22 protein-coding genes are annotated in these 23,656 nt (G+C 61.5%); 12 read left to right on the plus strand and 10 right to left on the minus strand.

The features are described from left to right. The first annotated feature begins 106 nt into the window (after nucleotides 1–106). Genes leuS through FQ320_RS11605 form a run of 4 tightly spaced genes read left to right on the plus strand, consistent with a single transcriptional unit; the run spans nucleotide 107 to nucleotide 4,761 of the window. A complete protein-coding gene (gene leuS, locus FQ320_RS11590; RefSeq protein ID WP_148472357.1) occupies nucleotides 107–2,683 on the plus strand; it encodes a leucine--tRNA ligase in 2,577 nt (858 codons plus the stop codon). After that, the gene (gene lptE, locus FQ320_RS11595; RefSeq protein WP_148472359.1) at nucleotides 2,670–3,185 is read left to right on the plus strand and encodes an LPS assembly lipoprotein LptE; all 516 of its coding nucleotides are present in this window, start codon (nucleotides 2,670–2,672) and stop codon (nucleotides 3,183–3,185) included. Before leuS ends, lptE begins: the two co-directional genes overlap by 14 nt. Then, nucleotides 3,182–4,174, plus strand: a complete 993-nt coding sequence (gene holA, locus FQ320_RS11600; RefSeq protein ID WP_148472361.1) for a DNA polymerase III subunit delta — start codon at nucleotides 3,182–3,184, stop codon at nucleotides 4,172–4,174. Before lptE ends, holA begins: the two co-directional genes overlap by 4 nt. Further along, the gene (locus FQ320_RS11605) at nucleotides 4,174–4,761 is read left to right on the plus strand and encodes a glutathione S-transferase family protein (protein ID WP_148472363.1); all 588 of its coding nucleotides are present in this window, start codon (nucleotides 4,174–4,176) and stop codon (nucleotides 4,759–4,761) included. Before holA ends, FQ320_RS11605 begins: the two co-directional genes overlap by 1 nt. Nucleotides 4,762–4,862: 101 nt before the next feature. Here the strand turns inward: FQ320_RS11605 and FQ320_RS11610 are convergent, their stop codons facing one another. From FQ320_RS11610 to dnaK, 8 genes are all read right to left on the minus strand, one after another. Then, complete coding sequence (locus FQ320_RS11610) at nucleotides 4,863–5,783, minus strand: alpha/beta fold hydrolase (RefSeq protein WP_148472365.1); 921 nt, start codon at nucleotides 5,781–5,783, stop codon at nucleotides 4,863–4,865. A gap of 138 nt (nucleotides 5,784–5,921) precedes the next feature. Next, entirely contained in the window at nucleotides 5,922–6,839 is a 918-nt protein-coding gene (locus FQ320_RS11615) for an ornithine cyclodeaminase family protein (RefSeq protein WP_148472367.1), read from the minus strand. After that, nucleotides 6,836–7,459 (minus strand): HAD family phosphatase, encoded by a 624-nt coding sequence (locus FQ320_RS11620; RefSeq protein ID WP_148472368.1) that lies wholly within the window; start codon nucleotides 7,457–7,459, stop codon nucleotides 6,836–6,838. Before FQ320_RS11620 ends, FQ320_RS11615 begins: the two co-directional genes overlap by 4 nt. Continuing rightward, complete coding sequence (locus FQ320_RS11625; protein WP_148472370.1) at nucleotides 7,456–7,908, minus strand: YaiI/YqxD family protein; 453 nt, start codon at nucleotides 7,906–7,908, stop codon at nucleotides 7,456–7,458. Before FQ320_RS11625 ends, FQ320_RS11620 begins: the two co-directional genes overlap by 4 nt. 175 nt (nucleotides 7,909–8,083) lie before the next feature. Continuing rightward, a complete protein-coding gene (gene fghA / locus FQ320_RS11630; RefSeq protein ID WP_148472372.1) occupies nucleotides 8,084–8,911 on the minus strand; it encodes an S-formylglutathione hydrolase in 828 nt (275 codons plus the stop codon). Between the two features lie 61 nt (nucleotides 8,912–8,972). Beyond that, nucleotides 8,973–9,914: an AEC family transporter gene (locus FQ320_RS11635; RefSeq protein ID WP_148472374.1), complete on the minus strand. Its 942-nt coding sequence runs from the start codon at nucleotides 9,912–9,914 to the stop codon at nucleotides 8,973–8,975. 97 nt (nucleotides 9,915–10,011) lie between these two features. Then, nucleotides 10,012–11,166 carry a molecular chaperone DnaJ gene (gene dnaJ, locus FQ320_RS11640; protein WP_148472376.1) on the minus strand — a complete coding sequence of 385 codons (1,155 nt, stop codon included), beginning with the start codon at nucleotides 11,164–11,166 and terminating at the stop codon, nucleotides 10,012–10,014. A 71-nt stretch (nucleotides 11,167–11,237) separates the two neighbouring features. Further along, nucleotides 11,238–13,184, minus strand: a complete 1,947-nt coding sequence (gene dnaK / locus FQ320_RS11645; protein WP_255509477.1) for a molecular chaperone DnaK — start codon at nucleotides 13,182–13,184, stop codon at nucleotides 11,238–11,240. A 241-nt stretch (nucleotides 13,185–13,425) separates the two neighbouring features. Here dnaK and FQ320_RS11650 point away from each other — a divergent pair, with 241 nt between their 5' ends. Further along, nucleotides 13,426–14,037, plus strand: a complete 612-nt coding sequence (locus FQ320_RS11650; RefSeq protein WP_148472380.1) for an alpha-ketoglutarate-dependent dioxygenase AlkB — start codon at nucleotides 13,426–13,428, stop codon at nucleotides 14,035–14,037. Here FQ320_RS11650 and FQ320_RS11655 read toward each other — a convergent pair. Together FQ320_RS11655 and FQ320_RS11660 are read right to left on the minus strand one after the other, a co-directional pair. Further along, nucleotides 14,034–14,654 carry a peptide-binding protein gene (locus FQ320_RS11655; RefSeq protein WP_148472381.1) on the minus strand — a complete coding sequence of 207 codons (621 nt, stop codon included), beginning with the start codon at nucleotides 14,652–14,654 and terminating at the stop codon, nucleotides 14,034–14,036. The two genes, FQ320_RS11650 and FQ320_RS11655, sit on opposite strands and share 4 nt — an antisense overlap. Next, nucleotides 14,651–15,472, minus strand: coding sequence for an ABC transporter permease (locus FQ320_RS11660; RefSeq protein WP_148472383.1), 822 nt, complete (start codon nucleotides 15,470–15,472; stop codon nucleotides 14,651–14,653). Before FQ320_RS11660 ends, FQ320_RS11655 begins: the two co-directional genes overlap by 4 nt. Before the next feature lie 152 nt (nucleotides 15,473–15,624). On the opposite strand from FQ320_RS11660, the gene cysQ reads away from it, so the two are divergent. The 7 genes from cysQ to FQ320_RS11695 all read left to right on the plus strand — a co-directional run bounded on the left by cysQ (nucleotide 15,625) and on the right by FQ320_RS11695 (nucleotide 23,655). Beyond that, nucleotides 15,625–16,422 (plus strand): 3'(2'),5'-bisphosphate nucleotidase CysQ, encoded by a 798-nt coding sequence (cysQ, locus tag FQ320_RS11665; RefSeq protein ID WP_148472385.1) that lies wholly within the window; start codon nucleotides 15,625–15,627, stop codon nucleotides 16,420–16,422. Nucleotides 16,423–16,437: 15 nt separating this feature from the next. Beyond that, entirely contained in the window at nucleotides 16,438–17,667 is a 1,230-nt protein-coding gene (locus tag FQ320_RS11670; protein ID WP_148472387.1) for a glycosyltransferase family 2 protein, read from the plus strand. Between the two features lie 129 nt (nucleotides 17,668–17,796). Beyond that, entirely contained in the window at nucleotides 17,797–18,690 is an 894-nt protein-coding gene (galU, locus tag FQ320_RS11675) for a UTP--glucose-1-phosphate uridylyltransferase GalU (RefSeq protein WP_187393871.1), read from the plus strand. A gap of 11 nt (nucleotides 18,691–18,701) precedes the next feature. Next, complete coding sequence (gene galE / locus FQ320_RS11680) at nucleotides 18,702–19,685, plus strand: UDP-glucose 4-epimerase GalE (RefSeq protein ID WP_148472390.1); 984 nt, start codon at nucleotides 18,702–18,704, stop codon at nucleotides 19,683–19,685. Next, on the plus strand, nucleotides 19,678–20,901 hold the full coding sequence (locus tag FQ320_RS11685; protein ID WP_187393872.1) for a glycosyltransferase family 1 protein: 1,224 nt from the start codon (nucleotides 19,678–19,680) through the stop codon (nucleotides 20,899–20,901). Before galE ends, FQ320_RS11685 begins: the two co-directional genes overlap by 8 nt. A 49-nt stretch (nucleotides 20,902–20,950) precedes the next feature. Beyond that, the gene (locus FQ320_RS11690) at nucleotides 20,951–21,961 is read left to right on the plus strand and encodes a glycosyltransferase family 2 protein (RefSeq protein ID WP_148472394.1); all 1,011 of its coding nucleotides are present in this window, start codon (nucleotides 20,951–20,953) and stop codon (nucleotides 21,959–21,961) included. Next, nucleotides 21,958–23,655 (plus strand): beta-1,6-N-acetylglucosaminyltransferase, encoded by a 1,698-nt coding sequence (locus tag FQ320_RS11695; protein ID WP_148472396.1) that lies wholly within the window; start codon nucleotides 21,958–21,960, stop codon nucleotides 23,653–23,655. The genes FQ320_RS11690 and FQ320_RS11695 overlap by 4 nt, the downstream gene beginning before the upstream one ends. The last annotated feature ends 1 nt before the right edge of the window (nucleotide 23,656 follow it).

Consider the following 23,656-nt stretch of genomic DNA (forward strand, 5'->3'; position numbering starts at 1 on the left):
ACCGTGCCCACTGGACGATTCCGCGTCCAGTCCCTATCACAACCCTGCCCCGTTCCGGCCAATGGCGACCGGGCACCGCGTCATTGAATTCCAGAGGTTTCTGCCCATGTCCCGCTACTCCGCCGCCGAGATCGAACCGAAATGGCAAGAGGCTTGGCACGATGCCGGCACCTTTACCGCCCGCCGCGATGACAGCCGGCCCAAGTATTACGTGCTCGAGATGTTTCCCTATCCGTCCGGGAACCTGCATATCGGCCATGTCCGCAACTATACGATGGGCGATGTTGTCGCGCGGTACAAACTGGCGACCGGCCATGCGGTACTGCACCCCATGGGATGGGATGCCTTCGGCCTTCCGGCAGAAAACGCCGCGATGGAGCGTGGCATTCACCCCGGCGACTGGACCTATAGCAACATCGCTAACATGAAGACCCAATTCGCGCGGCTGGGCCTGTCGCTTGACTGGACCCGCGAATTCGCCACCTGCGACCCGGAGTATTACGGCCAGCAGCAATCCATGTTCCTCGATTTTCTGGCCAAGGGGCTGGCCTATCGCAAGAACGCGGTGGTCAACTGGGATCCGGTCGATATGACCGTTCTGGCCAACGAACAGGTCGAAGACGGCAAGGGCTGGCGGTCGGGCGCTCCGGTTGAACGGCGTGAGCTGACCCAATGGTTCTTCCGCATCTCGGATTACTCCGAGGAATTGCTCGAGGCGCTGGACCGGCTCGATCATTGGCCCGACAAGGTCAAACTGATGCAGAAAAACTGGATCGGCAAATCACGCGGCTTGCAGTTCAGCTTTTCGTTGGTCGATGGCCCCGCAGGCCATAACCGCGTCGAAGTTTACACCACCCGCCCCGATACGATGCTGGGCGCGTCCTTCGTCGGCATATCCCCCGATCACCCGCTGGCGAAACGGCTGGAGCAGGACAATGCCGATCTGGCCGCGTTCAACGCCGAATGCCGCCGCACCGGCACCGCCGAAGAAGATATGGAAAAGGCCGAAAAGCGTGGCTTTGACACCGGGCTGACCGTGCGCCATCCGTTTGATACCGCTTGGGAACTGCCGGTCTATGTGGCGAATTTCATCCTGATGGATTACGGCACCGGGGCCGTTTTCGGCTGTCCCGCCCATGATCAGCGCGATCTGGAATTCGCCCGCAAATACGATCTGCCGGTGATCTCTACTTTTGCGCCCGCCAGTGATGACGGCACCGCACTTCCCGAAGATGGCGGCGATGCCTTTGTGCCGGCCAAAGACGTACCGGTGGTCTATGTCCGCGGTTTTGCCGGCGAAACCGAGCAGACGGGAAATGAGGCCATCACCACCGCCATCGCATTCTGCGAATCGAATGCGGTGGGTCATGGCGTGACAAAATTCCGCCTGCGCGACTGGGGACTTTCGCGGCAACGCTATTGGGGTTGTCCGATCCCGGTGGTGCATTGCGACGCCTGTGGAGTCGTCCCTGAAAAGAAGGAAAATCTGCCGGTCGAACTGCCCAAGGATGTAACCTTTGATCGGCCCGGTAATCCGCTGAACTGGCACCCCACTTGGCGCGATGTGCCCTGCCCCGCCTGTGGCAAACCGGCCCAGCGCGAGACGGATACGATGGACACCTTTGTCGATTCGTCGTGGTATTTCGCCCGGTTCACCGCGCCCCATGCGGCCACGCCGACCGACGCGGATGATGCGGCCTATTGGATGAACGTCGATCAATATATCGGTGGCGTTGAACACGCGATCCTGCACCTGCTGTATTCCCGCTTTTTCGCCCGGGCGATGCAGGCCTGTGGTCACCTGCCGGAAAAGGCGATCGAACCTTTCGACGCGCTGTTCACGCAGGGGATGGTGACCCATGCGATCTATCAGACGAAACGCCCCGACGGACGCCCGCACTATCATTTCCCGAAAGAGGTGGAACTGCGCGACGGCGGCGCGTTTCTGATCGAGGGCGGGCGCGAGGTCGAAGTGATCCCTTCGGCCAAGATGTCCAAGTCCAAAAACAACGTCGTCGATCCGGTGGACATCATTGCGCAATACGGTGCCGATACCGCCCGCTGGTTCGTGCTGTCCGACAGCCCGCCGGAACGGGATGTCGAATGGACGTCCAGCGGTGCTGAAGCGGCCTCCAAACACCTCGCCCGGGTCTGGCGGATTATCACCGACGTCGCTGACGCCCCCGAAGAGGGGCCGAAAGGCGCCGATGAGGGGCTGCTGCGCGAGATGCACAAGACGGTTCACGACGTCACCATGAGCATCGACTCCTTCGGGTTCAACGCCGCCGTCGCAAGGCTCTATGCCTTCACCAGCGTGTTGCAAAAAACCGCTGCGGGCCGCGCCGCCCGCCAGACCGCAGCACGCACCCTCGCGCAACTCATGTCGCCGATGACCCCGCACCTGGCCGAAGAACTTTGGACGCATCTGGGTGGGTCCGGATTGATTGCCAACGCCCCTTGGCCGGTGGCCGACCCCGCGATGCTGATCGACGATCAGGTCACCCTGCCGATCCAGATCAACGGCAAACGACGCGATGAAATCACGGTGCCCCGCGATCTGCCCAAAGACGAGGTTGAAAAACTGGTGCTGGCGCGCGATGTTGTGATGCGGGCGCTGCCCGATGGGGCTGCGCCGAAAAAGCTGATCGTCGTACCGGGACGGATCGTGAATGTGGTTATCTAAACGCCTTTTTCTTGCGGCGCTTGTCGCCCTGCCTGCCTGCGGATTCACCCCCGCCTATGGCCCCGGCGGCGTGGCCGAAGGGTTGCGCGGCATCATCGCTGTCGATGCCCCGTCGGACGAGGAAGGATACTATCTTGTCCGGCGTCTGGAAGAACGGTTGGGCCGCGCCAATGCGCCGCAATACCGTCTGTCGGCCAGCCTGAAACTGGGGCAGGACGGTCTGGGCATCACACCGGATCAGGAAATCACCCGCTACCGGGTGGGCGGCGAACTGACCTGGGTTCTGCGCCGAACCGATGACGACAGCGTCGCCGCCGACGGGTTGGAACGGAACTTTACCGCCTATTCCGCCCCGGTTTTCGACGATACCCGCGGCTCTATCGCAGGCAACACGGTGTCGATCCTGACAGCGAAACGCGATGCGCGCGAAAGGTTGATGGTGATTCTGGCCGATCAACTGGTTGCGCGCCTGATCGCCACGTCTCCCGCCTGGCGGCAATGAAGCTCTCGGCGCGCGAAGCGGCGGGGTATCTGGCGAAACCCGATCCGAAGCGGGCCGGGCTGTTGATCTTTGGTGCCGATGCCATGCGTGTTGCGCTGAAACGGCAAGAGGCCATCGCAGCGCTGATCGGCCCGGACGGCGACAAGGAAATGCGCCTGACCCGCATACCGGCGGGTGATCTGCGCACCGATCCCGCGCAACTGATCGACGCAATCAAGGCCCAAGGCTTCTTCCCCGGCGCTCGCGTGGCGCTGGTCGAGGATGCGACCCAATGGAGTGGCGATGCGCTCACCGCCGCTCTGGCCGAATGGCGCGACGGTGATGCACAGATCGTGGTGACGGCAGGCAATTTGAAGCCCACCAGCCCGATCAGAAAGCTGTTTGAAAAACACCTGAATGCCGTCGCCATCGCCATCTATGACAATCCGCCGACCCCCGCGGAAATCGAGGCTGAACTGGCGAAATCCGGCCTGCCTGCCCCTGCAGCGGATGGTAAAGCAGCGCTGTTCGCGCTGGCCGAACAGCTCGACCCCGGTGATTTCCGTCAGCTTCTGGAGAAGATCGCGTTGTACAAGCTGGATGATCCCGTCCCGCTGTCCGGCGCCGACGTCGCGGCCTGTGGTCCCGCCTCAATCGAGGCGGCGGTCGACGATCTGCTCTCCGTCGTTGCCGAAGGCCGCGCACAGGCCATCGGTCCACTGATGACCCGGTTGCAAAGCCAGGGCGTGAACGCCGTCACCCTGATCATCGGGCTGGCGCGGCATTTCCGCTTGATGCACGGCGCCGCGGCCAATCCCGGCGCGCGCATTTTTCATCCCCGTGCGAATGATATCACCCGGCAGGCGCGAGGGTGGGGAATCCAACGGCTTGAAACCGCGCTGAAGATGATAACCGACACCGATCTGACCCTGCGGTCAACCTCGCGCGCACCGGCGATGGCGCTGGTCGAACGCACGATGATCCGCCTTGCGATGCTTGGAAACCGCTGATGTATACGCTGATTGGAACCGTCAAGAGCCGCGCCGTGCGCCCGCTTTGGCTGCTTGAGGAACTGGGCGTCGATTTTGAGCATATCGCCGCCAATCCGCACACCGAACAGGTGACGGCGGTGAGCCCCTCGGGCAAGATCCCTGTGCTGATCGCCGAAGGACGGGCGATTGCCGATTCAACCGCGATCCTGACCTTTCTTGCCGACCGGCATGGCAGTTTCACCTTTCCCGCCGGAACGCTGGAGCGGGCGGAACAGGACAGTCTGACCCATCGAGTGCTTGACGAGTTGGATTCGGTGCTGTGGACCGCCGCACGGTACAGTTTCATCCTGCCCGAGGAAATGCGGGTTCCCGCGATCAAAGAACCGCTGAAGATCGAATTTGCGGCGTCGCTGGCCCGTCTGTCAGAGCGGCTGGGCGACGGGCCGTTCCTGATGGGTGAAACGATGACCATCGCCGATATCATCGCAGTCCATTGCGGCAGCTGGGCGGTGACGGCAAAATTCCCGCTCGAGGACAGACGATTCCGCGACTATATGGACCGGCTGCGCGACCGCCCCGCATTTCAACGGGCCGCCGCGCGCTGAGGGTCAGGCGGAAAGGGGGCGCTGCCCCCATGCCAAGGCATTCCCCCGGAGTATTTGAGCAAGGAGAAACATGGCCGCGGGTCTGGAACGGCTGTGCCGGCCTAGATTTCCGACAGGAACAGGGCGATGTGATCCAGAACATCCCCGGGATGGGAGTACGGCATCGCGTGGGTGGCGCCGGACACGGTTTCCTGTCGCGCATCGCGCTGCACCTCGGCCAGCCGCCCGATGTTTGAAATCGGGATGACCGTATCGTCCAGTCCCCAGACCGCCAGTGTCGGCACTCCGGCCGCGCGCACGGCGCGGTGATCAACCCCGATATTTTCGGCCAGCAGGTGGCGCTGGGACGACAGAACCGCCGGCAGGAAGCCGCGCTGCCGGGTCTGGGCGATCTGCAACGCGGTGAGCGCCGTGTGAGCGCCCTGTCGCAGCTGATGCCGCATGAGGATACCGCCGAGGGTCAGCATGACTGCATCGCCAAGGACCGGCACACGGCGCAGGGTTTCGGCAAGCCAACCGGCATTGTGGAACAGCCCGGCAGGAGCCAGCAGCACCAGCGCCCCGACCCGTTCGGGCGCGAGGGCCGTCGCCACAGTGGCGATGGAGCCGCCCATTGAATATCCGACCAGCAGCTCGATCCGCCCGATGTTCTGATCGGCCAGCAGCCCGTTCAGCTGCGCAAGAAAGAACGCGCGGTCCTGCCGCCCCGGAACCGGATCGGAATATCCGCGCCCGGGAAGATCATAGCACAACACCCGGTAACCGGCCTCTGCCAATCCTTCGGCGATCGGCCCGTAGATCTGGAGAGGCGTGGTCAGCCCGTGGATGCACACCGCGACCGGCCCCTGATCTGGCCCGATCCAGCGGTAATGCGTGCGCCCGCCGGGCAGATCGGCGAAATTGCGCGGCTGCTGGTGATCTGACCCCGACGCGCGCAGCGCCTCGCGTGGCGGACGGCGCAGGCGCTCGGCGATCAACGGGGTAATGAGCAGCGCGCCCAGAACGAGCAGCAGCCAGATCATTTCAGCCGGACCGGCGGAACCCGGTCGTCGCGCAATCTGGCGTCCGGTTGTATCCGTTGCCCGGGCAGAAATTGCGAGGGTTCGGGACGTGGTTTCACGTTGCAGGGCCGGAAGTCAGGGGCAGACCACTCGGGATCATCATGTCGCCGCGCTCACGGTATCGAGGATATGGCGCGCCGTCATCAGGTCAAGATGCGCGCCCCCGCCGTTCTTGAACAGGGTGATCTGATCGTCGTCGGTGCGCGCAAAGGTGCCGCCGGGCAGATCATAAAAATCTGCGCGCACAGCTTCGCGGGTGATGGTTTCGCGATCCAGCGGAATTTTCAACTCGCCGATATGGTCCAGCGTGGTGGCGCGGCTGTCCACGAAAAGGGCGGCGCGGGTGATCGCGGTATCGTCAGCCTCGCGCATGTCCGGGCGATAGGCGCCGATCAGGTCGATGTGTTGACCGGGGCGCAACCAGTCGCCCTTCAGGATCGGTTCTGTCGACATGGTTGTGCCGATCACGATGTCGGCGGCGCGCACGGCAGTCTCCAGATCGGACGCGACGCTTGCGCCCGTGTCATCGGCAAAGCCCCGTGCATTGGCGGCGCTGCGATTCCAAACGGTGAAACGCGCCTTGGGAAACAGGGCGCGGTATGCTGCGAGGACGCCGCGTGCCTGTGTTCCAGCCCCCATGATGAGGATCGCCTCACTGTCCTTGCGCGCAAGGTGACGCGCGGCCAGCAGACTGTCGCCTGCCGTTTTCCACTTGGTCACCAGATGGAAATCAACCAGCGCCGACAGGGTGCCGTCCCCGTCGTCATACAGGTTGACCGCGCCGTTCACCATCGGCTTGCCCGCCTTGGGGTTGCCCGGAAAGATCGTCGCCGTCTTGACCGCGATACCCAGACCGTCGATCCATGCGGCGCGCGACAGCATGGTGTCCTTGCCGCGATACAGGAAACTGTCGCGGATTTCTGCCCTTGGCAGGGCGTGCCCGGCGGCCAGCGCATCGGTCAGCGACAGCCAGTCCAGCGCGGCGTCGCCTTCTGTGAAATCGATATGGCGGATCATGGGGTAGCCTCGGATTGGGTCAGCAGGCCCTCGGCAACCAGCCGGTCGGCCCAGCCAAGGGGGTGGGTGAACAGATGCGTGGCCCAGCCGCGAGCGGCAGCACCGGCGATATTTTCAGCGACATCGTCGGTGAACAGCAGGGTTTCGGGCGCCAAGCCACAGTCGGATTCCACATGGGCAAAGATTTCAGGCTCGGGCTTCAGCATTTTCAGATGGCCCGAAACATACCGCCGGTCAAACTCGTGAAAGAACGGATAGTGTGTCGCAGCCAGATCAAAAGTGTCGATGCCGAAATTGCTCAGGGCGAAAACCGGGATGCCTTTGGCCCGCAGCGCGCGCAGCAAGTGGACAGAGTGGGGCATTTCCGGGCTGACCATATGGATCCAACTGTCGTGCCAGTCACGGATTTCCGCCGCCCATTCCGGATGCCTGTCAGCCAGCGCCATCACAGAGTCGCGGAACGGGGCGCCACGATCGACCGACAGGTTCATCGCATGCAGATCGACTTCGGCGAACAGGCGCTTGCGACGATCAGGGCCGATTGTGCCATCGAAATGCCGCTCGGGGTTCCATTCGATCAATACGTTGCCGATGTCGAAGATCACGGCGTTAACGGTCATGTCGCATCCCTTTGTGCCGCGCGCACTGCCCGGTCCAGCGCGTCAAGAAAACGGGACCGGTCGGCCTTTGTAAAGCCTTTCCCGCTGCCCTGACGAAACGGATCGGCGGCGCGCAGGTCGGTCATCAGATCGCGGGTGGCCAGAACCGTGCCGATGTTGGCGGGGGTCAGCGCCTCGCCGTTGTGCTTGATCACCCGGGCGCCGTTTTCGACCGCGCGGGCGGCCAGCGGGATATCGTCGGTGACGACCACATCGCCGGCTTTCGCGCGATCGGCGATCCACATATCGGCCACATCGGGGCCGTCGGGCACAAATACGGTTTCGACCAGCGGGTTGGCCGAAGGGCGCAACCCGCCATTGCAGACCAGAAACAGTTTCACCCGCAACCGGGTTGCAACCTGTTCCGCCTCGGTCTTGACCGGGCAGGCGTCGGCATCGACATAGATCATGTTATCACCACACCCTTTGCTGTGTGACGTTTAGCGCCACACCCATTTCTGTACGGCGCTCACCGCCAAAGCCCTTGTCGTGTGGCGGCTAGCGCCAAAGCCCTTGTCGTGCGGCGGTTAGCGCCACAACCCCTGTCGTGCGGCGGTTACCGCCACAACTCCGGTCGTGTGGCGGCTAGCGCCACAACGCCTCGGCATGAAAATCCAGATGATCCTCGATAAATGTCGAGACGAAGAAATAGCTGTGATCATACCCCGGTTGCAGCCGCACGGTGCCTTGCTGGCGCCGCTTGGCGATGGCGGTGGACAGGGTATCGATGCGCAGCAGGTCGTAGAACTGATCCTTGGTTCCGACATCAATCAGCAGCGGCCCGTCAAACCCCCGGTCAGCCATCAGCAGGCTGGCGTCATGCGAGGCCCATGTCGACTCATCAGCGCCCAGATAGGCGGTGAACTGTTTGCGGCCCCAATCCGATGCCACCGGATTGCAGATCGGCGAGAACGCCGAAACCGACCGGAACCGCCCCGGCAGGCCCATGGCCAGAGTCAGCGCCCCGTGCCCGCCCATGGAATGACCGGTGATCGCCTGCCGCGTCATATCCAGCGGAAAGGCCGACAAAGCGTCGGGCAGATCGTCGGTGATATAGTCGCGCATGCGGAAGTTTTTCGCCCATGGGTCTTGGGTCGCGTTCACATAGAACCCGGCGCCCTGACCCAGATCATAGGTATCGTCATCCGCGACACGGTCGCCGCGGGGCGAAGTGTCGGGAAATACCAGCGCGATTCCCTGATCGGCGGCGTGGGCCTGTGCGCCCGCCTTGGTCATCGCGTTTTCGTGGGTGCAGGTCAGCCCCGAGAGAAACCACAGCACCGGCACCGGCCCGTCCTGTGCCTCGGCGGGCAGGAACAGGCCAAAGGTCATATCGCATCCGGTGGCGGATGACGCATGGGAGTAAACCCCCTGTACACCGCCGAAACAGGCATTCTCAGAAATCGTCTTCATTGCATCCTCCGTTTGATCCATGGCTATCCCGGCGGAGCTTGCGACACAAGTTCACCCGGGTTCACACGGGCGGCAGGCCCCCGGCGATCCAGCCGATCACCAAGGAAAGGGTGACAACCGACAGGGCCGTGGAAATCAGGATCGACGCAGAAACCCGTTGCGGTGCGACACCATAATGCTGGGCCATAATATAAACATTACCAGCCACAGGCAGAGCGGCGGCCGCCACAGCAACCCCGGCGGTAAACGGATCGACCGAAAACAGAACCATCGCGCAAAACGCCACAGCCAAGGGGTGCAGCACAAGTTTGCAGAACGACAGCCAGGCGGCCACCTGCACGCGTTCCGCCGATTTCGTCGCCAGCGACGCACCGATGGCAAACAGGGCACCGGGCGTGGCTGCCCCGGCGAGAATCGCAAGAAATTCGTTCACCGGCGCCGGGATTGGCCATTCCATCGCGGACCATGAAAAGCCCAGAACCACCGAAACGATCATCGGATTTCGGATCATCCCCAGCCCTACGGTGCGCAGAATTCCAAATGCCAATCGCCCGTCGCGGGCACCCGTGATTAGAATAACGATCAGCGAGCCAAAGAAGATCATATCGACGGCAACAATCAACATGACCGGCCCGATCGCCGCTTCGCCCAGCAGCAAAACCAACATCGGCACGCCCAGAAAGCCAACATTGCCGAGCACGGCGCATTGCGCTTCGATCGCGGCCTCTTCAACCCCGACCCGCCGCACAACAGCCACCAAGGTGGCCAGCAGATAGACCGCCACCGAAGCCAAAAGATAGGCCTGCATCAGTGACCAGTCGAGAACCTCCCAGAATGACAGGTTCGCGGAAAAGCGAAACAGCATCGCCGACAAGGCGAAATAGAACACAAATTTTGTAAGATAGGCCGTTGCCTCGGCCGAAAAGAACCGTGCGCGTCCGGCCAGATAGCCCAAGGCGATCACGGCAAAGAACGGCAGGGTTTTCAGGAAAATGGCCAGCATTGCGCGTGGCTATACCGCCCGGGTGCTGCACGCAATACAACCGCACGGGGGTCAGGCAAAGTAATGCCTGCCCCCGCGCGTTTTTGTCAAAGGCTGGTCAGCCCTTCATGCCATCCCAGAAGGTTTTGACCTTCTTGAAAAAGCCCGAAGACGCAGGATTATTGTCATCGCCCAGCTTGTCGAATTCGCGCAGCAGTTCTTTCTGGCGACCGGTCAGGTTGATCGGCGTTTCCACCGCCAGTTCGATATACATATCGCCGTGACCACCACCGCGCAGCACCGGCATGCCCTTGCCCCGCAGGCGCATCTGCTTGCCCGACTGGCTGCCCGCAGGCACCTTCACACGGGATCGCCCGCCATCGATATTCGGTACCTCGATATCACCGCCCAGCGCCGCATCGACGATGGACACCGGCACATGACAGAACAGATGCTGGTTCTCGCGCTGGAACAGCGGGTGCTCGGTCACTTCGATAAAGATGTAAAGATCGCCCGTAGGTCCACCACGCAGCCCTGCCTCGCCTTCGCCCGACAGGCGGATGCGCGTGCCGGTTTCGACCCCGGCAGGGATATTGATGGACAGCGAACGTTCCTTTTGCACCCTTCCCTGACCATGGCAGGTGGCGCAGGGGTTTTTGATCGTCTGGCCCGCGCCCGAACAGGTGGGGCAGGTCCGCTCGACAGTAAAGAATCCCTGTTGCGCACGCACCTTGCCCATGCCGGAACAGGTCGGGCATATCGACGGCTCGGCCCCGCCTTCGGCGCCGCTGCCCTTGCAGGTGGAACAGCCAACGGCAGTGGGCACGCTGATTGTCTTTTGCAGGCCCCCGTACGCCTCTTCCAGCGAGACGCGCAGGTTATAGCGCAGATCAGAGCCACGCGTAGCGCGTTGACCCCGCGCTCCGCCACGCCCGCCCATCATATCGCCGAACAGATCGTCGAACACATCCGAGAACGCCGAGGCGAAATCGCCTTGTCCGCCCGCGCCGAAACCGGCGGGCCTTTGGCCACGTCCGCCCATGCCGCCTTCGAAAGCCGCATGACCATAGCGGTCATAGGCCGCCTTTTTCTCGGCGTCCTTCAGCACTTCATAGGCTTCGTTCGCCTCTTTGAATTGCGCCTCGGCATTCGGGTTATCCGAGTTGCGGTCGGGATGAAGTTCTTTCGCCTTCTGGCGGAATCCCTTCTTGATCTCGTCCGCTGACGCTCCTTTGGGTACGCCCAAAGTGTCGTAGTAATCGCGCTTCGCCATCCGGTAATGTCCTTCGCAAACGCAGGAACCGGCCTGCCGCTGCAGGCCGGTCCAACTTCGTTACAGCGGCCTTACGACGCGCGCTTGTCGTCGCCCAGATCCTCGAAATCGGCATCGACGATATCTTCGTCGACCGATGAGGGGCCATCGTCACCGCCATCATCGCCATCACCTTGGCCCGATTTCGACTGCTCGGCCTTATAGATCGCCTCGCCCAGCTTCATCGCTGCCTCGGTCACGTTCTGGATGCCGCCCTTGATCTTGCCAGCATCGTCGGATTCGAGCTGCTCGTTCAGGTTGGCAATGGCCAGTTCGATCGCTTCGATCGTGGTCGGATCCACCTTGTCTTTATGCTCTTCCATCGCCCTTTCGGTCGAATGGATCAGCGACTCAGCCTGATTCCTGGCCTCGACCAGTTCACGACGGTCCTTATCGGCCTCGGCATTGTCTTCGGCATCCTGGACCATCTTTTGGATGTCCTCGTCCGAAAGACCGCCCGACGCCTGGATCGTGATCTTCTGTTCCTTGTTGGTGCCCTTGTCCTTGGCTCCAACCGAAACGATGCCGTTGGCGTCGATGTCGAACGTCACCTCGATCTGTGGCAGCCCGCGTGGAGACGGCGGGATGTCTTCAAGGTTGAACTGGCCCAACATCTTGTTGTCTGAGGCCATTTCACGCTCGCCCTGGAACACCCGGATCGTCACCGCGTTCTGATTGTCTTCGGCGGTGCTGAAGATCTGCGACTTCTTGGTCGGGATCGTGGTGTTGCGGTCGATCAGCCGGGTAAACACGCCACCCAGCGTTTCGATGCCCAGAGACAGCGGCGTCACGTCAAGCAGAACGACGTCTTTCACGTCACCCTGAAGAACGCCGGCCTGAATCGCGGCACCCATGGCGACCACTTCGTCCGGGTTCACACCCTTGTGCGGCTCTTTGCCGAAGAACTTGGTCACTTCCTCGACGACGCGAGGCATGCGGGTCATACCGCCGACCATCACGATCTCGTCGATGTCACCAATCGTAAGCTTGGCATCCTTCAACGCGGCCTGACAGGGCTTGATCGACGCCTTGATCAGATCTCCGACCAGCGACTCGAGCTTGGCACGGGTCAGTTTCATGACCAAGTGGAGCGGCTGGCCGCCCTTTGGGTCCATGCTGATGAACGGCTGGTTGATCTCGGTCTGCGCGCTGGACGAAAGTTCGATCTTGGCCTTTTCGGCAGCTTCCTTGAGCCGCTGAAGCGCCATCTTGTCTTTCGTCAGATCGACGCCGTTTTCCTTTTTGAACTGTTCAGCCAGGTAATTGACGATCCGCATGTCAAAGTCTTCACCGCCCAGCAGCGTATCGCCGTTGGTCGATTTCACTTCGAACAGACCGTCGTCGATTTCCAGGATGGTGACGTCAAACGTACCGCCACCCAGGTCATAGACGGCAATCGTCTTGGTCTCTTTTTTGTCCAGACCATAGGCCAGCGCAGCCGCAGTCGGCTCGTTGATGATCCGCAGCACCTCAAGACCGGCGATCTTGCCTGCGTCCTTGGTGGCCTGACGCTGGGCGTCGTTGAAATAGGCGGGTACAGTGATGACCGCCTGGGTCACTTCTTCACCCAGATAGGATTCAGCCGTTTCTTTCATCTTTTGCAGGATGAATGCCGAAATCTGCGACGGTGAATATTTTTCACCGCGCACCTCGACCCAGGCGTCGCCGTTCGGGCCGCTGACGAGGTGATAAGGAAAGTTCTTCTTTTCCTTGGTCAGGGCGACGTCGTCGAAACGACGACCGATCAGACGCTTGACGGCAAAGATCGTGTTCTCTGCGTTGGTCACGGCCTGCCGCTTGGCGGGTTGGCCGGCCAGACGCTCGTCGTCGGTGAACGCGACGATGCTCGGGGTGGTGCGTGCGCCCTCGGAGTTTTCAATCACGCGGGGCTGACTGCCATCCATGATGGCAACGCAGCTATTGGTCGTTCCAAGGTCGATACCTATGACTTTGGCCATATTATGTGGTCCTCTTCTCAGGCGATGTTCATGCGGGGCCACCCGCGGTGCGGCATGTCCCCGGCGATCCCAATGGTTCTTCCGGGTTCAGGGCCCCCGGCGGCCGTTCAGTGTTGTCGGGAACAGGGTGCCCGTCGTGGTGTCAGGCGGTATATAGGGTTCACATTTCTGTGCTGCAAGCAGCGAGAACAGGGGAAATGGCTCAAAATGCCGAGTCGTTTCCAAAGATTGCACCAGGTCCGCGGAATGCAGGAGGTTTGTAATGGCTGAACCGGCGACACTTACGATTCGCGGTTTTCACATTCACCGGGGCTGGCTGGACCGCGCGGCGCAGGCTGCGGTGCTGGACGATCTGCGGGGCGTCATTGCCGCCGCGCCTCTGGTTCATCCGGTTACGGCGGGCGGGCGGGCAATGTCGGTCAGGATGACCGCCGCCGGGCGGTTGGGCTGGGTCTCGGACACAAAGGGATACCGGTATCAGCCCAATCAACCCGGCGGAGCGCCGTGGCCGCCGATCCCCGAAAGCATCCTGTCGATCTGGCGGGCGCTGGGACCCGGGCGCGCGCCCGATTGCTGCCTGATCAATTTTTACGGGGCCGGGGCGCGCATGGGTCTGCATCAGGACCGCGACGAGGGCGATTTCAGTTTTCCCGTGATTTCGCTTTCGCTGGGCGATGAGGGGCTGTTTCGCATGGGCAATGTCGAACGCGGCGGAAAAACCGAGAGTATCTGGCTGTCGTCAGGTGATGTTGTGGTGATGGGTGGCGCGGCACGGTTGGCACATCACGGGGTGGATCGCATCCGCTTTGGCTCATCCACCCTGTTGCCCCGGGGTGGGCGGGTAAACGTCACCCTGCGGGCGGTTGCGCCCTAATGTGACAGGCTGCAACACCCATCGTAAAGGGCCGGTTGCCCAGCAGTTGTCACGATCAGGAACAGCGACAGGCCGAAGGGACGATCGCTCATCCCATCCGAACAGGCGCGGCGTTCGACAATTCCGGTGATCGCGCCACCCGCCGCCGTCAGGCCATAGGCAAAGCCGGATCGACCCACCGGACGATCCGACCATGACAGGGGCGCGGTGAGGATCGCGCCATCCACTGGCCGGAAGGTCACCGCACCGTTGGCGGCCACCTTCAGTGACCAGAATGGTTCGGTTCCGCCGCAGGCCAGTGGCAACGGCAGTCTGTCATCACCCGCCTGCCCGCTTTCCGATCCGCCCTGCCGAGCCAGAAATCGCAGCGCGGCCCATCCCCCGCCTTCGCCCTGCCCGACCAGACCCCACTTCGCGGACTCGTCCACGGCCACAATCTCGATGTTTTGCGCATCGGGGGCCAGCGCGCCGACGATCTCGGCTGTCGCATTCGGTTCCGCCCGCAGGTTCAGAACATCATTCGCGGCAACGCCCGTCACGTCATGCAACGCGGGCAGCGTCTGGGCCAACACCGGCCCCGCCGCCAGCCAGACCAACAGCACAAGCGCCCGCATCATCGCCGCGCGCTCCAGCTGAGCGAGGCGTGTTTGCGGGTATGGAATTCGCCCATCAGGCCCAGCATCAACAGCGCAATAGAAACATAGACCGGATAGGCAATCGACGAATTATGCGGAACATAGTTTATAAAGGCAAAGCCGCGCGCCTGATCGATGGCGTGAAACAGCGGGTTCCAGTCGAAAAACGCCAGCATGGTCGCCGGCAGCTTATTGGCGACGAACATCTTGCCCGAGGCGATCATATTCGCCCGGGTATAGATCATCGACAGGATGTTGACGAACTGCGGCGCCCAGGGCTTCATCGCCAGAAATATCATCCCCACGGCAAAGCCCGAAAACCACGCGAGCATCACCATGGCGAAGGCACCTGCCGGGCTCCAGATATGCACCGGGCCCCAGATGACGTGATAGAAATACATCACCACCGACATCGACAGAACCTGCACGTAAAGCGCGCCCAACGCAGCAGAACTGATCGCAACGGCGGTGGTCATCGGCGCGTGTTTCATCATCGCCGACGCGGGCCCTTCGCTGCCCAGCACCGCCGTCACGGTTTTGGTATGCACCATATAGAGGAATATCCCCGACATGATGTAGATCAGAAAATCACCGCGGATCGCCGATCCCCGCATCCCCAGAACGTTGAACAGCAGAAAGAATGCCGCAACAAAGATCACGGTTTGCAGAATGTTGATCAGGATCGACATCAGCGCGTTTGAATGGGTCTTTCTGACCGACCGCACGGTGTTGTGATAGATCAGCTCAAGGATGCTGGCTGCCGAAGACAGCCACGACTCTCTCTGATGGCGTTCGAACATTGTGCCGTCCCGAATCTGCCCGCCGACCGCGGAGCCTGCCCATGCAAATGATATAGCATGGAAAACTTGCCGTTTCCCTGCCCCCCGACCATAAGGGGCGCAACTTAGACATAAAGCTATATACCGATTCAGGCGAAAAGAGGACAGGTCCCGTGGAATTTGATACACTTACGCAGGTGATGCGCAAACTGGCGCTGGAAGCTGGCGACAAGATCATGGAAATCTATGGCTCCGACAGTTTCGAGGTAAAATCGAAATCCGATTCCAGCCCGGTGACCGAGGCCGACGAAGCGGCCGATGCGATCATCTCGGCCGGGTTGCGCGCGGCCTTTCCCGACGTGCCCCTGATCACCGAGGAACAGTCGGAGTCCCACGAGCTCAAAGCGACGACCTTCCTGATTGTCGATCCTCTCGACGGCACCAAGGAATTCGTGCAACGGCGCGGCGATTTCACCGTCAACATCGCCTATGTCAAAGACGGCGTGCCGGTGCGCGGCGTGGTCTATGCGCCAGCCAAGGGGCGGTTGTTCTATACCACTGCCGACGGACAATCGGTCGAGGAAACAGGCACCTTTGACAAGGCCACGCCGGGCGACACCACGCCGATGTCCGTCTCGGCGCCCGACAATACCGCTTTGATGGTTGTCGCGTCGAAATCCCACCGCGATCAGGCGACCGACGATTACATCTCGAAATATGCCGTCAAAGACATGAAAAGCGCCGGATCGTCGCTGAAGTTCTGCCTTATTGCAACGGGCGAGGCGGATATCTATCCCCGCGTGGGCCGGACGATGGAGTGGGACACAGCGGCGGGACATGCCGTGCTGACCGGTGCCGGAGGACGTGTCGTGCGGTTCGACGACCATACGCCGCTGACCTATGGCAAGGCCGACTATGCCAACCCGTTCTTCATCGCCTATTCGCCCGACGTGGCGCTGAAACCCGCCTGATTGCAGGGCGGCGGGATGCGGGTCAGCGTCGTCGTCGTCAGCCGGGACAGGCCCGATGCCCTGTCCCGCTGCCTGACCGGGTTGTCGCAACTTTATCACCCGGCGTTTGAAATCGTCGTCGTCGCCGACCCTGCCGGGGTGGCGGCGGCACAGCGCCACGCGGTCGGGCCGCATATTCGCATTGTGCCCTTTGCCGAACCGAACATCTCGGCCGCGCGCAACGCAGGCATCGCCGCGTCCGGCGGTGACATCATCGCCTTCATCGATGACGACGCCGTGCCCGAACCTGGGTGGCTGGACCATCTTTGCGCCCCCTTTGCCGACCCCACTACAGACGCGACGGGCGGTTATGTGATCGGGCGGAACGGAATTTCTTTTCAGTGGACGGCGCGTCAGGTCGATGCCTCAGGCGTCGCGATTGCCCTGCCGATGTCAGGGAATTCACCCCAGCAACCCGCCCTGCGGCACGGTCATGCGGTCAAGCTGGAGGGCACCAATATGGCGATCCGGCGCACGGTCCTGTCGACGCTTGGCGGGTTCGACCCGGCCTTCGCGTTTTATCTCGATGAAACCGATCTGTGCCTGCGACTGACCAAAGGCGGCCACCGCACCACACTGGTTCCGCGTGCGCTGGTTCACCACGGCTTTGCCGCCTCGCCCCGCCGCCGCCCCGACCGCGCGCCGCTGACCCTGTTCGATATCGGCGCCAGCAGCCGCGCGTTCTGGCAAAAGCACCTGCCCGCTATCGAACATGCGACCGCCCGCACCGGGCTGCTGACCGAACAACGGGCGCGCCTCTTGCGCCTGATGCAGCGCGGCACGCTGGAACCGCGGGACGTACGCCGGTTGATCGCCACACTGCACGACGGACTTGCCACCGTCCGGGTCTCGCAATCCGTAGACCTGCCGCCCCCGCCGGATTTCATGCCGCTTCCGCCAAGTTTTCGTCCCACTGGCGCGACGGTCCTTTCAGGCGGAATTCGCAATGGTGCGCGGTTGCGCGAACAGGCGGCGGCTCTGCGGGCACAGGGCAGAATCGTCACCGCCTTGCAACTGTCACGCACCGCCTTGTATCATCGGGTGGAATTCAGACAGCCGGGTATCTGGTGGCAAACCGGCGGTATCCATGGACGATCCCTGCGCGACAGTCCGGCGTTCATTGCCATCACCCGGGCTGACCGTGTGCACCGCGAAAAAGAACGCCTTTGCGATCGACAGGGAACGCCCCAGAACGAAAGCCGATAACGACAATAACAGTTTGACATGGCGCCTGTGACCATATCGGAGTATTTGGACGCTAACACCGGTTAGATTTTTTGGCGAAAACACTTAAAACGTGTCATTGTCGATAAAACTTTTTTGTAAGGAGAGATCATGCGGCGCAAGGTGACAAAGGCAGTATTTCCAGTCGCGGGATTGGGCACGCGTTTTCTGCCCGCAACAAAGTCGATCCCGAAAGAGATCATGACTCTGGTGGATCGCCCCCTGATTCAATACGCGATCGACGAGGCCCGTGCGGCCGGGATCAAGGAGTTCATTTTCGTGACGTCGCGCGGCAAATCCGCGCTGGAAGACTACTTCGACCACGCGCCCGAACTTGAAACGGCGCTGCTGAACAAGGGCAAGTTGGAGATGCTCGAAGAATTGCGCGACACCAACATGGACAGTGGCGCGATTGCCTATATCCGTCAGCACAAGGCGCTGGGGCTGGGTCATGCCGTTTGGTGCGCCCGTCGCCTGATCGGCAACGAACCTTTCGCTGTTATCCTGCCTGACGATGTGATCGCTGCTGAAAAGCCCTGCCTGCAACAGATGGTCGAGGCGTATCAGGAAACCGGCGGCAACATGGTCGCCGCGATGGAGGTTCTACCTGAAAAAGCCAGCGCTTACGGGGTTCTCGACGTGTCCGAAGACATGGGATCACTGGTCCGCGTCAAGGGTATGGTTGAAAAGCCCAAAGCCGAAGATGCACCCAGCAACCTTGCCGTGATCGGACGGTATATCCTGACGCCCAAGGTGCTGAACACGCTGAACAAGATGAAGAGCGGTGCAGGAGGAGAAATCCAGCTGACCGACGCCATCGCAGGCGAGATCGGCGGCGAAGACGGCGTTTTCGGGCTGCGCTTTCGCGGTCAGCGTTTCGATTGCGGATCGAAAGCCGGGTTCCTTCAGGCGACTGTCGCCTTTGGCCTGTCGCGCCCAGACCTGCGCGATGAATTTTCGGCCTATCTGAACGAGCTGGTGTCCAGTCAAAAAGCCGCGCAATAGGCTCGGCGCAGATGTCCACAGTACTGGTCACCGGAGGCGCCGGGTATATCGGCGCCCATGCCTGCAAGGCACTGAAACAGGCGGGCCATGTGCCGGTCTGTTTCGACAACCTGTCGACAGGCTGGCAACAGGCCGTGAAATTTGGCCCCTTTGAACAGGGTGACCTGTTGGACCGCGCCGGTCTTGACCGGGCCTTTGCCAATCATTCCATAGATGCCGTGATGCATTTCGCCGCATTTTCCGATGTCGGCGAATCCATGCGCGACCCCGGAAAATACTGGCGCAACAATGTCGGCGGGTCGTTGAACCTGATTGAATCCGCTTTGGCCGCCGGTTGTCGCGACATGGTGTTTTCTTCCACCTGTGCCACTTACGGCGAACAGGACGGCGTCACATTGGATGAATCCTGCGCTCAGATGCCGATCAACGCCTATGGTGCATCGAAACGCGCGATCGAAGATATGTTGGTGGGTTTTGGCGCAAGTCACGGCATGAACCACGTGATCTTCCGCTATTTCAACGTGGCAGGCGCTGACCCCGAAGGCGAGGTCGGCGAATACCATGTTCCCGAAACCCATCTGATTCCGCTGATGCTTCAGGCGATTCAGGGCAAGCGGGCGCAACTGACGATTCACGGTACAGATTACGACACGCCCGACGGCACCTGCATCCGCGACTATGTGCATGTTTCCGATCTGGTTGATGCCCATGTTCTGGGGCTTGACTGGTTGCGGGCGGGCAAGGGCAGCGGGGTGTTCAACCTTGGCACCGGGTCGGGGTTTTCGGTGCGCGAGGTGGTCGATCATTCTGCCGTCGTCACCAACCGCGCCGTCCCGGTGACCGAAGGTCAACGCCGCCCGGGCGATGCGACCGCGCTGGTGTCGGGCAGTCGGCGCGCGCGTGACGAGTTGGGCTGGACGCCGAAACGCTCGACCATGGAAACGATGATCGCGGATGCTTGGCGGTGGCACGAATCTGGCGAATACGGTGTCTGACACTGCGTCTGACGATGCCGCGCGCTGTCTCGATCTGACGCGGCTGGTCAGTCGCACGGGGCACGGACCGCTGACCGGGGTGGACCGGGTCGAACTGGCCTGGGCGCGGGGGTTGCTGGCACGCGGCGGGAAATTGTTCGCGCTGAACCGCACCGCGACGGGCTTTACCCTGCTGGACCGTGCGGGCATGGCGGCGCTGGTGGCGCGGATCGAAGGGCGCACGCTATGGGGACGCCGCGATCTCGTCGGCCACCTGTCGCGCCGCCTGTCCCGGCCCCGCCAAGCTGCTGAATCGGATCTGCGCCGCCTTGCCTGTGCCCGCTGTCTTCGGCCCGGGTTGGGCCGGATGCTGAAACGACACCTGCCCCCCGGCACGCTGTACCTGAACACCGGGCACAGCAATCTGGACGACCGGGTGATGACCGCGCTGAAGTCCACCGGCGCGCGGATTGCGGTACTGATCCACGACACGATTCCGCTGGATTTCCCGCAGTACCAACGCCCCGGCAGCCACGAGATCTTTGCGCGCAAGCTGGCCACCGCTGCGCGCCATGCCGATATCATCCTTGCCAATTCCGACGCGACGGCGGCCGATATCGCCCGGCACACGGTCGCAACCGGGCGCACCCCGCCCCTGCTGACCGCCCGTCTGGCCATCGCCCCGCCACGCCCGGATCCGGATATGCCAATCCCCGAGCGGCCCTATTTCGTCACCGTCGGCACCATCGAGCCGCGCAAGAACCACGCTCTTTTGCTGGATATCTGGGATCATTTCGCGGCGACCCTGCCACCCGACGAGATTCCCGATCTTTTTATCCTCGGGCGGCGCGGCTGGAACAACGACGCGGTCTTTGCCCGGCTCGACAGGGGCAATCCCCGGATAACCGAACATGGCGATATGACCGACGGACAGGTCGCCGCAATGGTGCAGCACGCCCGCGCGATGCTGTTTCCCAGCCTTGCCGAAGGCTTTGGTCTGCCCCCGCTTGAGGCAGCAGCCTTGGGCACACCCGTGCTGTGCGCGCCACTTTCAGTATATCGCGAATTCCTTGGGGATATCCCTGTTTGCCTTGCGACAGGGGATATGTATTCTTGGGCGAATGAAATCCGCAAAAGATCGGCGGATACTTCGGACAGACGACCCGACACCGTCGCGGCAAATCAGGCACTATGGACATGGGACGACCACATCAACCTTGTCTTAAACAGGCTCTGATACTCCCGTCGGCAGCGCCCCGTCATACGCCACAGGCAAAGGACCGGTCTTGGGGGTCTTGAGAACCTATCTTCTGAGATGGCAGCGCAAGCGTTGGCTGATCCGTGCGTTCCGCAAACGTCGCGAACTGGCCCGTCGGTCGGATCGGACCAAGGCGATCGGTGCCGGGGACGTTCTGCTGTTTGCCACACTCAGGAATGAACGCATCCGCCTGCCGTATTTCCTGAAATACTATCGCGATCTTGGCATCGGGCATTTCCTGATTGTTGACAACGGGTCCGACGACGGTTCGGCCGAATATCTGTCAGATCAGCCCGACGTTTCGGTCTGGCACTCGTCGCGCAGTTATCGCCGGTCGCGCTTTGGCATCGACTGGATGAATTGGCTGTTGCGCAAATACGGCCATGGCCACTGGACACTGACGGTCGATGTTGATGAATTCTTCATCTATCCGTTTTGCGACACCCGACCGATCACCGCGCTGACCGATTGGCTGGATGCATCGTCGATCAAATCCTTCGGGACGATGATGCTCGACATGTATCCCAAGGGCCCGATTTCAAACCACCGCTACGGCGAGGGGCAAAACCCGTTCGACATCGCCAAATGGTTCGATTCCGGCAATTATTCCATCGCCCGCAACAAGACATTCGGAAATCTGTGGATTCAGGGCGGCCCGCGTGCACGCATGTTTCTGTCGGACAAGCCAGAACGCGCCCCGGCGCTGAACAAGCTGCCGCTGGTGAAATGGGACCGCTCCTATGCCTTTGTCAGCTCGACCCATATGTTGCTGCCCCGAGGGCTGAATCTGGTCTATGACGAGTTCGGCGGCGAAAAGGCCAGCGGCATTCTATTGCACGCCAAATTTCTTGACACGATGACCGACAAGGCGCGCGAAGAGGTGGGGCGCGGCGAACATTTCGCCAATTCCACCGAATATCGCGCCTATCACGCCCGCCTGAAGAACGACCCCGATCTTTGGTGCAAATGGAGCGAGAAATACATCAACTGGCGACAGCTTGAGATCCTTGGCCTGATGTCAAAGGGCAACTGGGCGTGACGGTCGGTTTTGTCATGATGTGCCATGATGCGCTGGACCGTGCGGCTCAGGTGGCCGGTCACTGGGCCAGTCACGGCTGCCCGGTGGTGATCCATGTGGACCGCCGGGTCAGCCGCGCCCGCAACGAAGCTCTGGTGCGGGCGCTGGCGGGGCATGACAACGTGAGCTTTTGCGCCCGCCACACCTGTGAATGGGGCACATGGTCGCTGGTTGCGGCGGCGCAGACTGGCGCGGCGCGAATGCTGGCTGAATATCCCGAGGTGCGGCATGTCTGTCTTGCGTCGGGATCGTGCCTGCCGCTGCGCCCGATGGCCGAGCTCAAGGATTATCTTGCTACCCGCCCCGACACCAACTTTATCGAAAGCGTCACCACCGAAGACGTCCCTTGGACGGTTGGCGGGCTAGATTCCGAACGTTTTACCCTGCGCTTTCCCTTTTCGTGGAAACGCCACCGGCGGTTGTTCGACGGATATGTCCGCCTGCAACGTGCGTTGGGATACAAACGCCGCGTTCCTGCCGGTATCGAGCCGCATATGGGGTCGCAGTGGTGGTGTCTGACGCGGCAAACTCTGGCCGCAATCCTGAGCGATCCGCGCCGCGCGGCGTTCGATCGGTATTTCAAACGGGTCTGGATTCCCGACGAAAGCTATTTCCAGACTCTTGTGCGACTGCATTCCAATCAGGTCGAAAGCCGGTCGCTCACCCTGTCGAAATTCGATTTTCAGGGCAAGCCGCACATCTTTTATGACGACCATTTGCAGATGCTGCGCCGGTCCGACTGTTTCATGGCGCGCAAGATCTGGCCCCGAGCCACAAGACTGTATGACAATTTTCTGTCTGGCGGATTGGCCGATCAGAACCGCGCCGAGCCGAACCCTGGCAAAATCGACCGGATCTTCGCCAAAGCGATCGAGCGGCGCACCCGTGGCCGTGCCGGATTGTACATGAGCAGCCGTTTTCCGAAACCCGGCTGGGAAAATGGCAAGACCTGCGCGCCCTATTCCGTATTTGAAGGCTTCGGCGACCTGTTCGAGGGGTTCGAATCCTGGTTGCACAAGGCGACCGGCGCGCGTGTGCATGGCCATCTTTATGCCACCGATCGCGCCCGGTTCACCGATCGCCAAAAGATCTATGCCGGGGCCTTGCCCGACGATGCGGGGCTGCGCGATTACAACCCGCATGCCTTTCTCACCAATCTGATCTGGAACACCCGGGGCGAACGGCAGTGTTTCCTGCACGGTCCGCGCGATGTGCAGAAAATCGGTGATTTTCTGGCCGACGACCCCAATGCACAGATTTCGGTGATCTCGGGTGCCTGGGCGGTGCCGCTGTTTCGCGCCAAGGGTGATTTTTCTGACATCCGCAAAGAAGCCGCCCGCCTGCAACAGATCGAAAGCAAACATCTGGAGTCGCTGCGCCGTATCACGGTAAACGCTCGCGTGCGGATCTGGACAATGGCCGATTTCGTTGACAGCCCGATGGAGCCGCTGCAAACCATCATTGATGAAATCGGCCCTCGCACGCCCCGCCGGCTGACCGAGGCGCCGCAAATGGTCGACCTGACCGGGTTCGGCCAGTTTCTTCAGAACCTGAAAAATCAGGGGATGCAGCCTTACCTCATGGGCGACTTTCCCTCGGGTGACGTGGTTGATGCACCGCTGCCTGAACTCCGCAAACCTTATCTAGTAAAGTGAT

The sequence above is a fragment of the Oceaniovalibus sp. ACAM 378 genome (assembly GCF_008085915.1).
Taxonomy (GTDB): Bacteria; Pseudomonadota; Alphaproteobacteria; order Rhodobacterales; family Rhodobacteraceae; genus Oceaniglobus.